This window comes from Fodinibius salsisoli (assembly GCF_026229185.1).
GTDB classification, from domain to species: Bacteria; Bacteroidota; Rhodothermia; order Balneolales; family Balneolaceae; genus Fodinibius; species Fodinibius salsisoli.
Genome location: NZ_JAGGJA010000004.1, coordinates 152,852 through 171,326, shown reverse-complemented (window position 1 = coordinate 171,326; position 18,475 = coordinate 152,852). Strand labels below are relative to the sequence as shown.

Here is an 18,475-nt window from a genome sequence, read left to right as displayed (position 1 = left end):
CTTTTTACCAAAAAATTAAATTATTCCCCGTCATCTACAAGTTCAAGGTCAATTTGTCGGGCCTTTACATCAGTCCTAACAACTTTCACACGCATTTCTTTCCCTAACTGGTATTTTTTTCCATGATTTCTTCCAATCAGGCAATGTCGTTTCTCATCATATTCATAGTAGTCATCGTCTAAATCGCTAACACGAATCATACCTTCGCAGTGGATGTCTTTCAAATCCACAAAAATGCCGCTACTCATGATTCCACTGATGACACCGGGGAATTCTTCTCCCAGATGTTGGCTTAAATATTCTACCTGTTTCAGCTTCACCGAATCTCGTTCAGCATCAATGGCAGCTCGTTCCTGTTCGCTACAATGGGAGCCTATTTTTTTGAGCTCTTCGTAGCTGTAGCCGGGCTTTCCTGCGGCATAACTCTTAAGCAGTCGGTGCACCACTACATCAGGATAACGTCGAATTGGGCTGGTAAAGTGTGCATAATTTTCAAATCCTAAACCGAAGTGACCAATGTTATTGGGACTATATTCAGCTTTCGCCATAGCCCGCAGCATAAGATCGTTCACGGTAAGCTCCAGCGATGTGTCCTCAATCTCTTCCAGCAGCATGTTAATTGCTTTGGAGCTTACGGTTGGACTGTCGATATGGAAGTTAATACCAAATGGTTGCACGTTTTCCTCAATATTCTTGAGCTTTTCAAGGTCCGGTTGATCATGTATACGATAAAAGAAGGGAAACAGATCTTTTGTAGTTTTTTTACTGGATCGGCGCCTCATCATTTTTACGTGCTTTGCTACTGTGCGATTGGCCATCAGCATACATTCTTCAACCAAGCGATGAGCAAATAGTCGTTCTTTCAGTTTCACATCAATAGGTTTGCCATTATCATCGAGCACAAAGATAGGTTCGGGCGTATCAAAATTGATGCTCCCCTCCCGAAATCGCTTGTCGAGTAGCACATGAGCCAGTTTGGCAGCCATATTTACTTCCATGCTATATTCGTTTTGCCCCCCGTCGATCACCTCCTGGGCCTGTTCGTAGGTAAAGCGATGGTCCGAATGAATGACGGTCTCTTCTATCGTATGATCTATCAAAGTGCCATTGGGAGCTATTTCCATAAAGCAGCTGTATGCCAATTTATCTTCATGGGGGCGCAGGCTACATACGCCGTTACTAAGCTTTTCCGGAAGCATAGGAATAACACGATCTACCAAATATACGCTGGTCCCTCGTTTATAGGCCTCTTCATCCAGCGTCGTCTCCCGTGGCATGTAATGCGTCACATCCGCAATGTGCACGCCCAGGTAATAATGGCCGTTATCCAGCATTTCAATGCTGATGGCGTCATCAAAATCTTTGGCATCTTCAGGATCAATCGTAAACACCGTTTTGTCCCGGATGTCGTGACGGCGCATAATTTCTTCTTCCGGTACCTCTTCTGAAATATTCTCGGCGTATGCTTCTACCTCTTCCGGAAAACCAACTTTTATCTGGTTTTCGGCCAGTATAGAAAGTAAGTTGGCCTCGTTACTGCCCTCTTTACCCAGCACTTCAATGATGCGGGCTTCTGGCAGTGACTTGGGATGAACCCAATCTACCAGCTCAAAGGCTACTTTGTCTCCGGGCGTTGCTTCTTCGATATTATCCGGCAATACAAAAAAGTCGATATGAGCCGACTTCTGGTCCGATTCAATAATATAATTATCTTTGCCCTGCTTCTTGAGCGCGCCCACATACATACTTCGGCCACGCTCAATAATTTCAAGCGTTTTACCTTCGCGCCGCTTATCGCGGCCTCGTTTTAAAAGTTCTACTTTGACAATGTCATCCTGCAGGGCCACGCCCAGGTTTTTAGATGAGATGCGAACATCCTCATCAAAGGCGTCGGTAATAAGATAACCGGTGCCCCGGCGACTAATATCCATTTTGCCCGTTACAACGTTCTTGCTGCCGCTATCTCCGCTCTTGTCGGCGGCTAACTGAATGGCTCCTCCTTTGCGTTTAACAATCAGGTTACGATCGAACAAACTGTTGATAGCTCCCTTGAGCCGATCATTATCTTTTTTTCCATTTACTTGCAATATGTTTTGTAATGCGTTGTATGGTATTTGTACCTTGGGATTACTCCGTAAAATATCCAGAATAATCTCTTCAAATATTTCTTTTTTACTTTTACTCATTAAATATAGTTACTAAAAAATTTCAATTATTTACTTCTTTTCGGGCTCTTCGGCCAAGTTTTCTTCGTTGTTTTCTTCCTCTTCTTTCCGAGCAGCGGCTGCAGGCGAAGTGCCCATAATTTTATTCCATAATTCCTGCCAGGTATTAAACTGAAGCTGTGCCTCGAGGCCTACCCCATCAACCCTGGGTGTAACATCACCGGCCTGTTGTGCTCCAAAATTACTCAAAACCTGGTTCTGTCGGTGGAAAGCCGTTAGCGAAAGTCTCCGGCTGATACGATAGGTGGCATTCAGATCTCCAATTCTATCGCCCAGAGTGGCTTGAGAGCTTCCTCCGGTAATTTGTCCCTCACGTCTTAAGATGAGGCGGTCGTTGTACAAACGCAATGCAATTCCTAAATCAACTTCATTATAAGCATTTAGGTTAAAATCAATGTCCAGGCGGCTTACATCACTGTTCAGCAATGCATTGATCTGACTGGAAAGTAGTGGGCTAATCACCTGATTTGAGAGTAGAGGGTTGAGAACCGTTGAACCTCTCGTCAAATTCTGGCTAAGCGAGGCTGTGCCACTGCCCGCTCCCTGTGTAGGGATGAATTGCCCGGTGAATAAGATACTGGTTGCCTGCAACAACTTTTGCTGTTCATCACGATTAATTTGGTTGATCGTATATGACAGGGTTGAGCTTGAAGAAAGATCCAGCGAGCTGGGCAACTGGAAATAATAACTGTTTCCAACACTATTCAGGGTTCCGGTAATATCCACAATTAAATCTACCGGTACTTGTTGACTGCTTTGTCGATCCTGAGATTCGATGGCGCCCTCTGCAGTCAGTGTAGCAATATTGGGACGTGCGTGGTAAATGGCACTAATATCGAGGCGGGCATTATCGGCCGGCCCTTCCCAGACGATGGTTCCACCGGGCTGAAGTTCCAGCCGACGGCTAATAATTTCTCCGGTCACAAATTGGTAGGTCCCGCTATTGATACGATACTGACCAAACATCTGCACCTCTTGGTTCTGCATTGTGATGCGCATCTGGCCAGCCCCTCGTGCATTTAACACTTCGCCCGTAACGGGATCAAAAATAAGGTTAACAGCGATGTTATCATCAGTAGTAAAACGCAGGTCCAGGTCGAAGCGCTCGCTGAATGTCATATCCTGAATCTGGTCCTGAAGTTCCTCCTCCCCTGCATTGCCGCCTATATTTTCGGGCGATTGGGTCGTTGTTTTCTTGCGCTCATCAAAAGAATCAACAAACTGGATAAACTGGCCCGTTTCGTTGAGCTCGGTTTCATCCAGCAATGGAATGGAGACTCTTGAATTGTTGGATACCTCGACCGGTTGCTCCGTCCGCATGTAAAGGTCCCGGTTCGTGCCGCTCATCCTGATCGATCCGGTGCCCGAGATATTCCCGAAGAAAGGTACATCCGGGTCCATTGTACTATTCATAAACTGCAAGTTATTCATTGCAAGGCTCAGGTCAATCTCTTTAATGGGTTTGAAATCGTTAAAATCCACATTGCCCCAGAAAGTACCCGTGCCTCCTTTGGTATCCATGACGGAGAGTGAGTCAAATGTGACTCCCTCATCCCGATCCACCGACACCGGTCCATTCACGAAAAAGTTAGTGTTTAGGAATCGGGGTTTGATAAATACACTTTGGGCGTCAAAATCGGCGTGAAAATCGATATCCTCAAAATTACCGCTAATGTAGCCGTTCCCGACGGCCTGCCCCTCCATCTGTTGAAAAATATCATCTACGATAAGCGGTATAACCCACATATCGATCTGTTTAAAGTCGGCATCAAAATGGAACAAGCTATCCTGTGCTACATTCGGCTTAGGCGTTACGAAATAGCCATCGAGCACAAAATGCTGCTGAACCTGATCATTTCTTTCAAGGTATTCTTTATACTTAGCAGAATCTGTCAATACTTCAATCTTGGTATCGAACCGGTCTTCCGAGGGATTATACTGGCTGTCGAAGGAGACATCACCCACCATCCGGTCATCCAATGCAAGCCTGCTCACGTCAAGTTGTCCCTGAACCGTAGGCTGTTGGGTAAGCGACCGAGTCATTAGGTTGCCATTGAGGATCCCCTCAAAATCGATTCGCCCTTCCACCAGCTCCGAAATACGAGCGAGGTTAATATTCTTAAGCATATAGGTGAGCGAATCTTCGCGACTGCTGCTCAGGGTGCCTTGCATCTGGAAATACTCATCCTCATTGGCAAACCTAAAGTTCTCGAAAGCAATTTGTTTTTCCTCTTTGAAATGTAAGGCAGGTGTATCCTGATTACGCCAGGCATAGGAATCATTGCCGAGATAGAAATCCTGTATGGATGCTACAACTGAGCTGTCTGTCAAGCTGCCGTTAAGGTCCAGATTAAAGTGGGCATTTTCTCCGATGTTGCCCACATATTGGCTGTAGCGGATCGAATCCTGTTCGAGGGCAAGGTTGATACCCACGGAATCCATATTAACACTGCTGGATTGTAGCTGTCCGATATTTGCTCGTATGTCCACCGAAGCGGACTTTTTCAGCAGCTGATCACTGCGAAAGCTGGCCGTCAACTGAGCATTGCCATTTTTGACATCCCACTGGTCGTATTGCAGAGAATCGGCCTGTACATTTGCCGATAGCAGCAGCCTGTTGCCGTTGGAGTTTACGTTAAAGGTGGCACGCGAGTCGGTATTAACAGAAGGAAAACCAGGAAGATATTTTTTAACGAGATTAATATCCTTGGCCTGAATATTTCCATCCAATACAATGTTTTTTGACAAGGACGGGAGGGCGGTAAAGGCTCGTGCCGTGCTATCAACCCTGATTTCATTCTGATATCGTTGGGTTATATAACCAGCCCAATATCGATATTGGGTTGCAATATCATTGGGATATACCTGTCCTTGCACCTCCATATCAAAGAGCGAGCTGGTCAATCGAAAAGAACGCTGTTGCCCTTCAAGGGTGATAATATCCGCATAAAACTGGTGGGCTTCTACCGTGTCACCGGCTATTACGGAGGGGGCAACATCGAGGTTGGCCCGCCCCTCTATTTCATTCGCCGTTATCCCTTGGGTTTCTACATTATATTCAAAATTAAGTTTTGTTTCTGCGACGGAGGTATCACCGATAATCTCTGTCAGGTTAATATTTTCAGCTTGCCCCTGCAGAGTCACCGGTGGATGTTCCCGGTTAAAATCTACTCTGCCACTACCATTGATACTCTGTTCGCCACTTCGATAACTATATTGCTGCGTCCAGACTTTATTATTCAGTGAAGAGTTCAACTGTAACTGATCGAATGTCTGCCGGTCGACCAAGCTTTCTGAGAAAGTAACATTCAAATCCGAGCCGGCCTGCTCGAGGTTAAAGCCGGAGCCGGTGATCTGAGCATCAAAATTGAGGGACGTTGTATCTAATACCGTAGGATTTAGCCAACTTACATCAAGACTGTCTGCCATCATGTTGCCCGTATACTGGTGGGGAGCTTTTAACTGACTGCCCCCCTGCAGGTCCAGAGAACCCAGCGGAGAATGCAGAGCAAGGTCAACATAAATGGAATCCAGGCTACCATTGGCGGTCCCCTTCATCGTCAGATCTTCCAGAGCCCGGTAGCGGGGCGCTTTTAATGTATCCACCAGCGGACGCACATCTTCTTTCCTCAGGTTTACACTGTCGATGCTGACCCGGTAAGCAAAAGCATCCTGCTGTTGCAGATTCTGGAAAAGTCCGTTCAATCGAAACAGGCTCTCCCCTTTGCCCAGAGAAACTTCATCCACCCAGAGCGAATCGGTAGATCCTTCGGTGCGCAGCTGTACTGTAAAGGGGCCTTCAACATCGGGTGTAGCTGGCAGAATGTCTTTGAACTCTTGAGGATATAATGCGGTAGCCTCAACATCCAGATCGTACCTGGCCGCTAAAAACTGATCGATAAAACCCGGGGTCCCAATATCAATGCCGTCTATTTCGCCATTCAGGATTATTTCTGAACTCCCAAAATGAACATAGAATGAGTTAAACTCCAAATACCGCTGATCGCTGTACACCTGACCGGTCATTGAAAAGGGACTGATATCCAAACCTGTACTTTCGGCCGATAGCCCTTCAATATCGAGATACCGCTGCTGCTCCGTCCATTCCAGAAAGAAATTGGCATTGATGCTCGATATCGTGACGGGGTTTGGCAGGTCTAGCGCCTTGAAACCACTGCCTGGAGATTCGAGATGTAAGACCCCTTCAACAACTTCGACCCTTGGCGCCAAAATTTCAACATTACTCAGCCAAGGCTCTTCTACCGTGTTAGATGTATCTGCCGGTTGCGGAATCCGCTCCAGTAAGGTAAGCTGCCCTGCTTCATTTTTTTGCATCCACACTTCAGCTTCCCTGATGACAAGCCCGGAAACACTCACTTTATTTTGCAGAAGGCTCCAGATATCGATTTGATTTTCGACCTCTGCTATCGTGGCAACGGTATCTGCTTTGGCGGAGTCTCCCCGGGTAACTACCACATCCTGCAGCTGAATGTTGAAGGGAACAAATCCATCCACCGCCCCAACCGAGAGGTTGGCCTTATAATTTTGTGCTACCCGGCTCTCAACCCGATCGATCAGATAGTCCTGGACTGCATCCAACTGCAATAAGCCGACGGCTCCGCCAATACCTATCAGAACGACCAGCAGGATTATTAAGACCGTGCCCCACAAATATTTCCAGCTTTTATGTAACCAGCGAAGAACCACTTAGACAGATTTAGGTAAATTGAGACAAGGTATATTGCCATACCTTCTCTAACTTTGAAAGATCGTTGCAAGGTTGAATATAAGGCGAAGCCCACTCTTTCAATAACACTAATTGCACCGTGTTATTCTTTACTTTTTTGTCCGTTCTCATAGCTGTATTCAAAGCTTGTATATTGGTGGGTAACGCCTGAATTTGACGTTTGTATAACGGTAGAAAAGCCTCAAATTGTATATCATCAACTGGTGCACCCAATTGTTTCGAATAGTAGGTGGCCGCAATCATTCCGGCAAAGACGGCTTCTCCGTGGGCAAGACTTCCGTAGCCGGCTACTTTCTCCAGGGCGTGCCCAAAGGTGTGCCCGAAATTAAGATAGGCTCTCTTCCCCGCCTCCAGGGTATCTTCCTGCACGATATCCGTCTTAATCTGAGCGCTCTGGCTTATAACCTGTTGCCACTCTTCGCTGGGTTCCAAAGGCTGCTTAACCAGCTCTGCGAGCTTCCCAAAAATATCAGGATCCCGAATGGCCCCATACTTTAGGATTTCCGCCATCCCGGTAATCCATTCTGTTTGCTCGAGCGTCTGTAAAAAGTCCAGATCCATAAAAACAGCTTCCGGCTGGTTAAAAGCACCCACCAGGTTTTTGCCCGTCGAATGATTGACGCCCGTTTTTCCGCCGATAGAGCTATCTACCATAGCCAAAAGCGTGGTGGGCATATGGAGCAAAGGGATGCCCCGAAGTACCGAAGAAGCCACATATCCGGCTAAATCTCCCGTCACACCGCCCCCAACCGCCAACAAGGGCGTGTTACGCTCAACACCATATTCCAGAATTTGGTCAACCAGCCGCTTCCACTGTTCCATCGACTTGGAGGCTTCCCCCTCAGGGACGGTCAGTGTTAAAACATCCTGAAAGTATTCTTCGCATAATACCTGCACCTTTCTCTCGTGCAACCGCTGGACTTTCTCATCAATGACAACCACAATTTTATCCGGAGTATAGCGATCGGCACAAAAAGACAAAAACTCTTTTTGAAGTCCCTGGCCTACACGAATCTGATAGTCTTGTTCATATGAAATATCAACTTGAATATTATGCGACATGATTGCGAATTTTCTTAAAGAGTGTTTCTACTTGTTCCTCCGGGGATTCACCTCTGCTCATCTGAATGCTAATCGAGGCCTGCCGATATAACGGAAGCCGATCATCATACAAAAAGCGCAGTTCTTCTTCCAGTGTTTTCCGCTCTTTGACATTTCCGCTTTCATCCAGTAGCAGAGGCCGGTTTTTATCCTGATAGATGCGATCGATAAGGACAGAGAAAGGCGTTTCAATAAATATAAGCAACCCATTTAGTTTTAGGTGATCGAGCAGGTGCTGGTTTTGCAAGCTGCCTCCCCCGAGGGCTACCACTCCCTTAAACGAACGGCAAACCTCCATGAGAGCCTTCCGCTCCACGGTGCGAAACCGTCCTTCTCCGCCGGCTTCAAAAATATCGGGGATAGATTGGCCGGCTCGTTCTACGATACGATCATCCAAATCCAAAAATGGATAATCCAACTTTTGAGCTAATTTCCGGCCGATGGTTGTCTTGCCTGTTCCCATAAAACCGCAAAGAAAAATAATTTCAGGTACATTCATGACGGTAAATCTTAATATTCTTTAGGATTAATAGGCGGAACCATTTCAACTTCCTCGCGCTCTACGACCACCGCCCCCGGGGCGGCGCCTTTGGGTTTCCGCACATATTTTCGTTTGGTGTACATAACAGGGGCCGATTTCATTCCTTTTGCCTTAGAATAAAAGGCCGCATATCCGGCGGCTTGTAAAATAACGTTCTTGGGAGGGTAATCCTTATAGTTACCCATCCGAATGACGACATGCGAGCCGCCTACTCCACGGGCATGCAGCCAGATGTCTTCCTTGTGAGCAAGGCTTGTTAGCTTATCGTTACTTTTGGCATTTTTTCCTATCCACACCTCGTATTTGCCTACTTTGAATTTCCGGTATGGAGAAGAAACCTGTTTATCTTCGCTGCTGCCGTAACCCAGTTCTCTGAGCGAAGATTTATGCTCTTTGAGCCAGGAATTAAGGTCCGGTAACCGGTCGATACTAGCCAACTGAGACTGTAGCCCTTCGATATTCTTTAATTTCTTTTTCTCCTTCGGTAACCGCTCCTTTGCCTTTTCATAAGCCGTTCGGGCGTCTTTCGCTTTTTCGTAATAATATTCGGCTTCCTCTGCAATAGTTCCACGGTCGTTAAGTGGAATCTCGATCTCTTCATTATCTTCATAAAAATCTTCCACAGAAATCGTATCCTCCGCGGGAGAAATACTTTCATGAGCATGGGCCATCAACAGGTGTCCATACTTCTCATATTCATCGGCCCGACCAAGGCTTTTGTCAGCCTGTTTGAGCTGCCCAACCATGCTCTTCTTCTGTTTTTTATTGCGTGCTAAAAACTCAGCGACATCCTCTTTTTTATTATGCAACCGTCGCAGGTGAACAGCATTTTTATAGGCAAAAGATACGCAGTCATTAACCTCCGTACATTCTTTTTCACTTGGGATATCAAGCCACTCCCTGGACCACAAGCAAAAGTCCCCGGTTTTAAGGACCCTCGGGTGGGGATCCTGCTCCAACGCCCGGCTTGCTTCAAGTGTAAAAGCCTTTACTTTTTTCGGCGACATTTCGCCTACCCCATGCTGCTCTATGAGAGACGGCAATAAATTCCGGGGCAGTAGTGGATTGACCTCCGTCATCTGGTTTTTGGGCGAACGGCGGGGACTAACCTCATCCTGAAAATCGGGAGCCATTGGCTGTGGTGGCGTCGTACCTTTATGCTTCTCCGGATTTTTAAAGGCATCAACAATGGTGTTATTTTCCACAACAAAAACATTCGGGCGGCCGCTGAACAACTTAAAAAGTAGCTTTTTTCCACTTTCAAAATGGATGGAAAGGAGCCGATCGTTATTCGCCAATTCCGTATCAGTAATTTTTTGCCCCTCAAGAAAGGGGAAAAAGTCAATCACATTTCGTTTTTTGGGGGGACGATACCCATCCAGGAACAAAGCCGTTTCCCGGGAGTTTGTACTAAATATGAGTCTTAACGTTGAATCTTGTGCACCAACATAAATATGTAATACATCCTTGTGAGGACTTATAGCAAACCGAAAAAAACATCCTCCAATTTTTTCTTTTATCTCGCGGTTTAGATATATTAGGGTGTAATAGTTATTCATGATGGTTTGTTCAATGGAGACGTTTAATAACTAATTTTAAGGGTTCAGAAAACATGACATATCCGATATTTAACTCTGTTATCAACCGGATAGAAAGTGACCTTAACAACAGAGATGTTTCGATTAGCGCTTTCCGCACGTGGAATGAAGATAGGATAAATGCAACGGGACTGGAAATTGAAATTGACTTAAGTCAATCCTCCGATTTTATCAAAGCTCTTTCCATTAATCTGGATTGGGATCGTTTTAGAGAAACCGTATTGGCCAAACAGCTCGATGGTATGGAAGAACATCCGTTCCTGCAAGAACAAAATATGGTCAGCACTTCTATTTCGCCCGATATTGATATAGAAATCACTTGGTTGTTCGATGAAAAAGCTTCTCATCCTGAACTTGCCACCCAAAATGGCCACCATAAAGTAGAGGTTGCCAGTTTATGGATGGAAGAGATTAACAACAAAATTAACGAATTACTGGCTGACGATGATATCATCACACGTTGGCATGTCGAAGTTGAGGGCACGCAGAACGAACGTTATTTGACGGCTGTTAATCTCATCTCATATTTTCAATACACGCTGATTGATCTCAATAGTTTAAACGAAGTTCATCAATTTGTATTGAAAATTATGCAGGAGTTACTTGTTAAATCAAATCGAGTAATCAAATTGGCTGAACAGACCTTGCAAAGCCAGGCTGCTGCCTAACAGGCTTCTTTTACCTTAAGCTGCCAAGCTTGAGAGTGCTTACAATTATGGATTACACAAATACCTATCCATAGCTTTTTCTATAGCAAACAGGCAAGGAAAAGAGAGCAATAATTCTCCAGCTCTCCTTATATGATGAACAGCTTCTAAGAAAGCTTATATAGCATTTCTTTACTCTTCATCCTCCATCATTGATTCATTCACTTCCTCTTTGAATCCTTTAGACATTTTAAGCACCGGCACGTATTGTTCAGGTACAATTACTTCCTCATTCGTTTTTGGGTTACGGGCTACCCGCTGAGCTCTCTTCACCACTTTAAAGCTTCCAAATCCACGTAGTTCGATGTGTTCACCTCGCTTCATCGCATCGATCACAGTTTCCATAAAACCATTCACTACCGCTTCCGTCTCCACTTTTGTCAATCCGGTGGACGAAGCAATCACATCAACGATATCTGCTTTTGTCATAAGATCCCTCCTTTCATAAGGTTAGTAGAGTTTCACTCATTCAAGATATTTATAATAATGAATGTTTCCTATAAATAAAATAAGCGCAGATTTTTAATTACTGATATTTTAACGTTTTTTAAAAGATACTCTCCGGTAACATCATATATTTTATCTGAATAATTCGAAAATCTTTTTATACCTTCTTCCTGATTGCTTTTAAACTAACTTAAGAAGATCACGCATGCAGACATTTGATCACATTATAGAATCGCTCGTAGACATTATTTGGGGTTGGCCGGAAGCAATGCCGGCTATGGTCGTCATCTTATTGGCTTTTGGACTGTATATCACGGTACGGCTTGGCTTTATCCAGATAAGAAAATTCACACATGGTTTAAAGGTTGTCACAGGTTTTTATGATGATCCGGATGATGAAGGCGATATCAATCACTTCCAGGCGCTTACCACCGCCCTTTCTGCAACGGTAGGGATTGGAAACATTGCCGGGGTGGCCCTGGCCATTCATATTGGTGGCCCCGGAGCTCTTTTTTGGATGTGGATAACCGCTATTTTTGGGATGGCGATCAAATATACGGAGGTCACCCTTGCCCAGGAATATCGCGAAACAAATCCTGATGGTACAGTTTCCGGTGGGCCGATGTATTACATTGAACGAGGGTTGGGGTCAAACTGGAAGTGGCTGGCCGTGGCCTTTTCCATTTCTGCTGCTATTTGTGCGTTCCTGACGGGTAATGCCGTGCAGGCCAACACCGTCGCTGATGTGATGCAAAGCGACTTTCAAATTAGCACCTGGGTTACCGGACTCGTTACCGCAAGTCTTGTTGCCGCTGTTATTTTAGGTGGAATTAAACGAATTGGTAAAGTAACGTCGAAACTCGTTCCCTTCATGGGCGTGCTTTACGTAGCAGGTGCCGTGGTAATTTTACTGTTGAATTATGACCAGGTACTACCGGCATTTGGTACCATTATAAGTTATGCTTTTAACCCAATGGCAGGTGCCCTGGGGGTAGGATCGGGCACCTTGATGTTGACGCTAAGCTTCGGGGTTCAGCGGGGAATTTTCTCCAACGAAGCCGGTCAGGGATCGGCCCCTATTGCTCACTCAGCTGCAAAAACGGATGAACCCGTCCGCGAAGGTGTGGTTGCGCTGCTGGAACCACTCATTGATACGCTTATCATCTGTACTATGACCGGTTTAGTTATTGTTTCTACCGGCGCCTGGGATATGCAACACAAAGCCGCTGTGAACCCTGCTACAGATTCCTTCTCTTATACCCTTACAGAGGGCACAGCCAACAAAAGCGAGGTTCAAAGTCTTTACTTCAGCAATGGTATTCCAGAAAATGGAACTATGGAGCACTACAACGCTCCCGTGGATACCATGTTTACCGATGCAAACTACTCCTCCCCTTTCACCGGACGTATTGAGCTGACCGAATCCAAAAATTCAGACGACTATGTAGTTGGTGATGTCTATACCAAAGACGGTACCGAATTATCGACCCTGTATGGTGGTGTAGTTGAAAGCGGTGCGCCGCTTACCGTACGTGCTTTTGAAATCGGGCTTAGTCCGCTCTTCGCCGGTGGTGGATTCCTGGTGACTTTTGCCGTACTTCTGTTTGCCATCTCAACCTCCATCAGCTGGAGCTATTATGGAGATCGGGCCGCACAATACTTATTCGGTTTTGAATCTATTTTCTGGTATCGCTTGGCCTTTGTAGCTATGCACTTTTTTGGGGCTGTAGCGACTCTTACCACCATTTGGGCTTTTGGAGACGTCATGCTTGGCCTGATGGCATTCTTTAATATCGTTGCTTTATTTGCCCTTTCCGGTAAAGTCTATCAAATTACAAAAAGCTACTTTAATAAAGAGCACGAGACCCCTGAATCTTAATCGCTCACTTAGTCCATGGCTTCTGAAGATTACGATCATGTTACCTTAATTGAACATCCCGTTATCCATCGAGATCTAACGATACTGCGGGATGTCAATACTTCCACAGCCGACTTTCGTATGGCACTGAAGCGCATAGCCGTCATTTTAGCGTATCACGCGCTCAAAGAGCTGCCCCTTAAATCCTTTCGAGTACAGACCCCGATTGAAGAGACCACCGGTTACGACATTGATCAGGAAGTTATCGTCGTTCCCATTCTGCGAGCCGGATTGGGACTCTCCGATGCCCTGCTCCAGTTTATTCCGGATGCCAAAGTGGGGCATGTAGGCATGGAACGTGATGAGCGTACCCATCAGCCGGTAGATTATTATTCTAATATTCCCGAAGGAGTCGAAGAGGCGATGGTTCTCGTCGTCGATCCCATGTTAGCTACCGGTGGCAGCGCCGATGATGCCCTTTCTTTTTTAAAAAAACAGGGCGCACAACATCTGCGATTTATTTCGTTAATTAGTGCACCGGAAGGATTAGAAAAACTTCGTCAAAAACATCCGGATGTTCATACCATTACGGCTGCTGTTGACGAAAAATTAAACGACGATGCTTTTATCGTCCCCGGATTAGGAGATGCAGGTGATCGATATTTTGGAACCACATAAAACCCTCTTTTCATTCTTTCTTAGCTTGCTGCTTCTGGCGGGGCTGTCATCCTGTGGAGAGCTCTCTCAGGAGCAGGCCGTTCAGGTTGATGAAGCCCTCAGCGATTCCCTTACGTCCACGACAGAAAGCTGGGACGTAGAGATGGATATTATTGAAGAAAAATTTACTAAAATGCATCTCACCGGCTCCTATGCAGCTACCTACACCACCAAAGACAGTAACGCAACCCGCATTAAGGGACCGGTAAACATCCAGCTGTATGATACGACCGGTCAAATCACCACTTGGGCCAGTTCTAACCGCGCCGTCTATAATGCCGATGAAGCTATTTTTGAACTTTATGGCGATGTAAAAGTGCGTACGGTAACCGATCGCCATTTAGAATCAGAGTATTTAAAGTGGATGCAAAGCAACAACAATATTACCACTCCGAAGTTTGTCATTATCAGAACGCCTTCGGACAGTATAGCAGGTACCGGTTTTGAAGGAACTACCGACCTTAACGACTACACTATCCATGAACCCACGGGACAGTTTACAGTAGACTAACATGCCTTACCAAATGCAATCGCCACTGACGCATAACGGTGCTTATAGAGTAATGCTGCAATCTTCCGTACTATCAGTACTCTTCATATTAGGGATATCTATTTCAAATGGTTTTGCCCAGGGAAAACAGGTAGACATTTTAGATGCATCACGTATTGTGGGCGGCACCTATGAGGGCGAACAAGTGCGACGTATTCTTGGCAACGTGCACCTCAAGCATAAAGATTTTGAGATGTATTGTGATAGTGCCTACCAGTTTGTCAACCAAAATGAGGTGCGGGCTTTTGGAAATATAGAAATCGATACGGGTGAAGAAAAAATATGGACGGACGCCCTCACCTATTACACCGATGTTGACTTTAGCGAACTCCGGGGACGTGTGGTCATGGAAGCCGACAGCACTACCCTCTATGGCAATAGCGTGGACTATCGATTTTCAACCAAGGTAGCCCACTTTATCGATAAGATTCGCCTCGAAGACAGGCGGGGCACCCTTAGAGCAGATTCCGGCTATTACTATCGCGCAGTCGACAGCGTTCGCTTTCACGGCAACGTGCAGCTTTCTGATTCTTTACAATATTTAGAAGGCGACTCGCTATTTAGCAATCGCCGTAAAAAATATTACGAATTGCATAGCCAAGTCTTTGGCGATGACCAAGAAAACAGGTCTATGCTTAAAGGCGATTATCTCGAAGCTGACTCCACCGGACGCCGATTAGTCACAGGAAATGCCTGGCTTAAAAATTATGAAGCGGATACCAGTGCCACCGTTAATACTCTCTCCGACAGCACACAAGCCGACAGTACCAGTGCCGAGCCCGATACCACGCACATTCAGGCTCGGCGTATCTTGTCTCAGGAATTTCGTACTTCTACCGACACGACGGCCATCATCCATGCTTATGAAGATGTACGGGTCTGGTCGCCCGACTTTTCCGCCATCTCCGATACGGCCCAATACACCGACAGCACGGAAACCTTTGAACTTTGGTCCAATGCTAAAGCGTGGCATAAACAGGTACAGTTAACAGGTCCCTATATTAGAGCAATACTTGAAGACGGCGATATTGACAGCCTTAAATCATATCCCCAACCATTTTCCGTACAGCAAGACACCGTTATTGATCGGCTGAACCAGATTACCGGCGATACGCTCTATGCCGATTTTAACGAAGGTAATCTCAGTCAAATATATGTTTTTGAAAATGCACAGCTCCTCAGATTTACCAAAAACAAACAAGATAGTTCGGATGGAGCCATTGACCTGTCAGCACCGTCAATCAGAATATATTTTGAGGGTGGCGAGCTGGTTAAAATGTTGGCTAAAGGCTCCAATAGCGGCTCCTTTCTGCCTGAAAATGAGACAACAGCTGAACGCAAGCTGGAAGGGTTTAGCTGGAACCCGGATTTGCGACCTCAAGAACCGGCCCAGCCCATGAAGCGTCGCCTGCCTCCTATTCCGAAGAAACTATTTTTTGAACTACCCCCGCGATATCTCATCCACTTGAAAAGAACAAATCCGGATAATCAAAGGCTCCCAGACAATATCGGGACTGAAAAAAATGAAGAACTTAATTCTATCAGCGAAGATACTACCTCGACCGATTCGGAAAAAAATTAAGTTCTTCATTTTAGGCCCTCCAAAAATATTATGTAACAACTTGCTTAAACTAAGCTAACCAAATATTCTATACCTTTATTGCGAGTCAGGCATGTGGGTTTCTTAGCTTTTTCTGCGTCATATTTGGAATAGTTACTTATTAAAGGCTTTTCACTGTTCATATATAAAAAAGGAAGGCAGGATATAAAACTGTCTTCCTTTCATATCGTCAAAGGTAGGAAATACAAGAGAGTGTAAATCTGTGCTAATCAATAAGAATTAACCGATAACAACACAGGCTCCCGCGTTACTTACTTGGGAGTTCTAACCAAGTGGCCGTTAATCGATCTGTTCATCGAGCTCCACCTGGTTCATTATAGCAGGTACTATGGCGATCCTGTCATCGCAAACTTCTGAGATTAGTTGGATGAAAGGACTGGAAAGTACATTTTCAGATCCAACCTGTAACTATATTCGTTTCACGAATTACCTAACCAGTACCTGTCTTTTTTTTCTTTAGGCTTAACAATAAAATGAGACCTTAAAAATAAATCATGCTACATCGGCCAAAAGAGAGGAACAAGGATGATGACCAGAACCCACAACGTTAATTCAAGAAGAAAACCTACTTTAAAGAAATCGGTAAATTTATAATTACCCGGTCCATAGACCATGAGGTTCGTCTGGTAACCGATGGGGGTGATCAAGGACATGGATGCCACCAGGGTAATAGCAATGAACAGACCACGGGCTTCTATCCCCTGGGTTTGGGCAACGGATAAGGCAATCGGGAACATCAGTGCTACCGCGCCGTTATTGGTGATAATTTCAGTAAGCAGACCAGTGACAATAACCACCCCGGCCAACACCATCCGGTGACCATACGCGCTGGTAAGATCCACCATCCACTGTCCTATAAGTTCAGCCGTTCCACTTACCTCCATAGCTTTGCCCAAGCCAATAGCCGCACCAATCACAATCAAGACGGTCCAGTCAACTGATTTTCGAGCCTCCCCGGCTTTAATAACATTAAAACTTAACAATACCGCGACCCCTAAAATGCCGGCCAATGCGATATGAACGATTCCAGAGGCGACCAGTGATACAATGCCCACTAACACGGCAACCGAAATATACAAGTCTTTTCCCTCGGGTCGGCGCTCTTCAATGCTTGTTTCTGCCCCGGTTGCTTCACCCCCGGCTGCACTGGTCAGGAAAAAATCCTTGGTGTCCTCATAGGCCTCGCGGAATCCACGCCTTGTATCGAGCAGTAACACATCTCCGGGATGCAGCACAAACGGTCCAAGAGGTTGGTCGACACGTTTTCCTCTTCTTCGCACGCCGGTTACTGCGGCTCCGAACCGTTCGAGGAGCCTGGCCCCCTCTACAGTGCCCCCCACCAGCGGCGAACCTTCTTTTACCACCACTTGGTGAAGCTCTCGTTCTGGTTTTTCTTCCTGTTCAATATCTCTAGGGGGATAATGAATAATCCGCAACCCGGAATAATCGCCCAGGTCGGGCAGTTTGGCCGCAATACCGCCCTTGGCAGCATACAAAAGATGGTCGCTCCGGCGGAGTTTCTCATCTTTTGAGACAGGAGCTATTTCACGATCCCCGCGATTAATTCGGGAGAGGTAAAACCCCTGGATTTCATCTAAATTTGTTTCCTTTATAGTCTTTCCGATTACATCTGCGCTTTCTGTTATCTCAACCTCTACCAGCAGATTCCGTCTGCGCTCCTCTTCATACCGGATATCCCGACGGGCTGGGGTCAGCATGGGAGAGATAAATACGAGGTACAACAATCCTACAATGGCACAGGGAACACCGACCCAAGCCAGCTCAAAAAAGGAAAGTCCCTCAAATCCGTGGCTTTGCAACAGCCCGTGAGTAATCAGATTGGTACTGGTACCGATTAAGGTGCAGAGTCCTCCCAAAATAGCGGCAAAAGAAAGAGGCATAAGTAGTTTTGAGACGACAATATTCTTTTTCAGTGCCCATTGTCGGATAGCGGGAATCCCCATAGCAACAACCGGCGTATTATTTAGAAATGCAGAATACAGAGATACACTGGGGCACAAACGCAGCAAGATTCGTTGGATACTCCGGGTCCCCTGTCCCAGGATAAAGGAGCTGGCACGGTCCAACGCACCGCTTTCCCGCATCGCCGCCGCCACCACGTACAGGCTACCCAACGCTATCAGAGTAGTATTTGCAAACCCCTGAAAAGCCTGCTCAAGGCTGAGAACTCCGCTGACTGTGAGAATTGCCAGGGCCGTCAACAAGATACCATCCGGGCTCCACAGATCAATCGCTAATCCGATAAACGCACATAATAATACACCAAATATCAACAGTTGTTCGAATCCCATGTAAAGCAGATAAGATTATGATTTCCAGATTTACCGAAATAGGACTTATAA

At 45.8% G+C, this 18,475-nt stretch carries 12 protein-coding genes; 5 read left to right on the top strand and 7 right to left on the bottom strand.

The window, feature by feature from the left end; all coding sequences use genetic code 11:
- Nucleotides 1-20: 20 nt before the first annotated feature.
- Genes rnr through J6I44_RS07285 form a run of 5 tightly spaced genes read right to left on the bottom strand, consistent with a single transcriptional unit; the run spans nt 21 to nt 10,173 of the window.
- A complete protein-coding gene (rnr, locus tag J6I44_RS07305) occupies nt 21-2,186 on the bottom strand; it encodes a ribonuclease R (protein WP_265765388.1) in 2,166 nt (721 codons plus the stop codon).
- 30 nt (nt 2,187-2,216) lie between these two features.
- The gene (locus J6I44_RS07300) at nt 2,217-6,896 is read right to left on the bottom strand and encodes a translocation/assembly module TamB domain-containing protein (protein WP_265765387.1); all 4,680 of its coding nucleotides are present in this window, start codon (nt 6,894-6,896) and stop codon (nt 2,217-2,219) included.
- 46 nt (nt 6,897-6,942) lie between these two features.
- Nucleotides 6,943-8,034 carry a 3-dehydroquinate synthase gene (gene aroB / locus J6I44_RS07295; protein WP_265765386.1) on the bottom strand — a complete coding sequence of 364 codons (1,092 nt, stop codon included), beginning with the start codon at nt 8,032-8,034 and terminating at the stop codon, nt 6,943-6,945.
- Nucleotides 8,024-8,572, bottom strand: coding sequence for a shikimate kinase (locus J6I44_RS07290; protein ID WP_265765385.1), 549 nt, complete (start codon nt 8,570-8,572; stop codon nt 8,024-8,026). Before J6I44_RS07290 ends, aroB begins: the two co-directional genes overlap by 11 nt.
- A gap of 11 nt (nt 8,573-8,583) precedes the next feature.
- The gene (locus J6I44_RS07285) at nt 8,584-10,173 is read right to left on the bottom strand and encodes an NFACT RNA binding domain-containing protein (protein ID WP_265765384.1); all 1,590 of its coding nucleotides are present in this window, start codon (nt 10,171-10,173) and stop codon (nt 8,584-8,586) included.
- Nucleotides 10,174-10,226: 53 nt separating this feature from the next.
- Between J6I44_RS07285 and J6I44_RS07280 the strand changes: the two genes are divergently transcribed.
- Nucleotides 10,227-10,880 carry a hypothetical protein gene (locus tag J6I44_RS07280; RefSeq protein WP_265765382.1) on the top strand — a complete coding sequence of 218 codons (654 nt, stop codon included), beginning with the start codon at nt 10,227-10,229 and terminating at the stop codon, nt 10,878-10,880.
- Nucleotides 10,881-11,051: 171 nt separating this feature from the next.
- Here the strand turns inward: J6I44_RS07280 and J6I44_RS07275 are convergent, their stop codons facing one another.
- Nucleotides 11,052-11,348 carry an HU family DNA-binding protein gene (locus J6I44_RS07275; protein ID WP_265765380.1) on the bottom strand — a complete coding sequence of 99 codons (297 nt, stop codon included), beginning with the start codon at nt 11,346-11,348 and terminating at the stop codon, nt 11,052-11,054.
- Nucleotides 11,349-11,571: 223 nt separating this feature from the next.
- On the opposite strand from J6I44_RS07275, the gene J6I44_RS07270 reads away from it, so the two are divergent.
- The 4 genes from J6I44_RS07270 to J6I44_RS07255 are packed head-to-tail and all read left to right on the top strand — an operon-like array spanning nt 11,572 to nt 16,073.
- Nucleotides 11,572-13,245, top strand: a complete 1,674-nt coding sequence (locus J6I44_RS07270) for an alanine/glycine:cation symporter family protein (protein ID WP_265765379.1) — start codon at nt 11,572-11,574, stop codon at nt 13,243-13,245.
- Nucleotides 13,246-13,260: 15 nt separating this feature from the next.
- The gene (gene upp, locus J6I44_RS07265; protein ID WP_265765378.1) at nt 13,261-13,902 is read left to right on the top strand and encodes a uracil phosphoribosyltransferase; all 642 of its coding nucleotides are present in this window, start codon (nt 13,261-13,263) and stop codon (nt 13,900-13,902) included.
- Nucleotides 13,889-14,452, top strand: coding sequence for an LPS export ABC transporter periplasmic protein LptC (gene lptC, locus J6I44_RS07260; protein ID WP_265765377.1), 564 nt, complete (start codon nt 13,889-13,891; stop codon nt 14,450-14,452). Before upp ends, lptC begins: the two co-directional genes overlap by 14 nt.
- 1 nt (nt 14,453) lies before the next feature.
- Nucleotides 14,454-16,073: an OstA-like protein gene (locus J6I44_RS07255; protein ID WP_265765376.1), complete on the top strand. Its 1,620-nt coding sequence runs from the start codon at nt 14,454-14,456 to the stop codon at nt 16,071-16,073.
- A gap of 536 nt (nt 16,074-16,609) precedes the next feature.
- On the opposite strand, the gene J6I44_RS07250 is transcribed toward J6I44_RS07255, so the two are convergent.
- On the bottom strand, nt 16,610-18,424 hold the full coding sequence (locus J6I44_RS07250) for an SLC13 family permease (protein ID WP_265765375.1): 1,815 nt from the start codon (nt 18,422-18,424) through the stop codon (nt 16,610-16,612).
- Nucleotides 18,425-18,475: the final 51 nt, after the last annotated feature.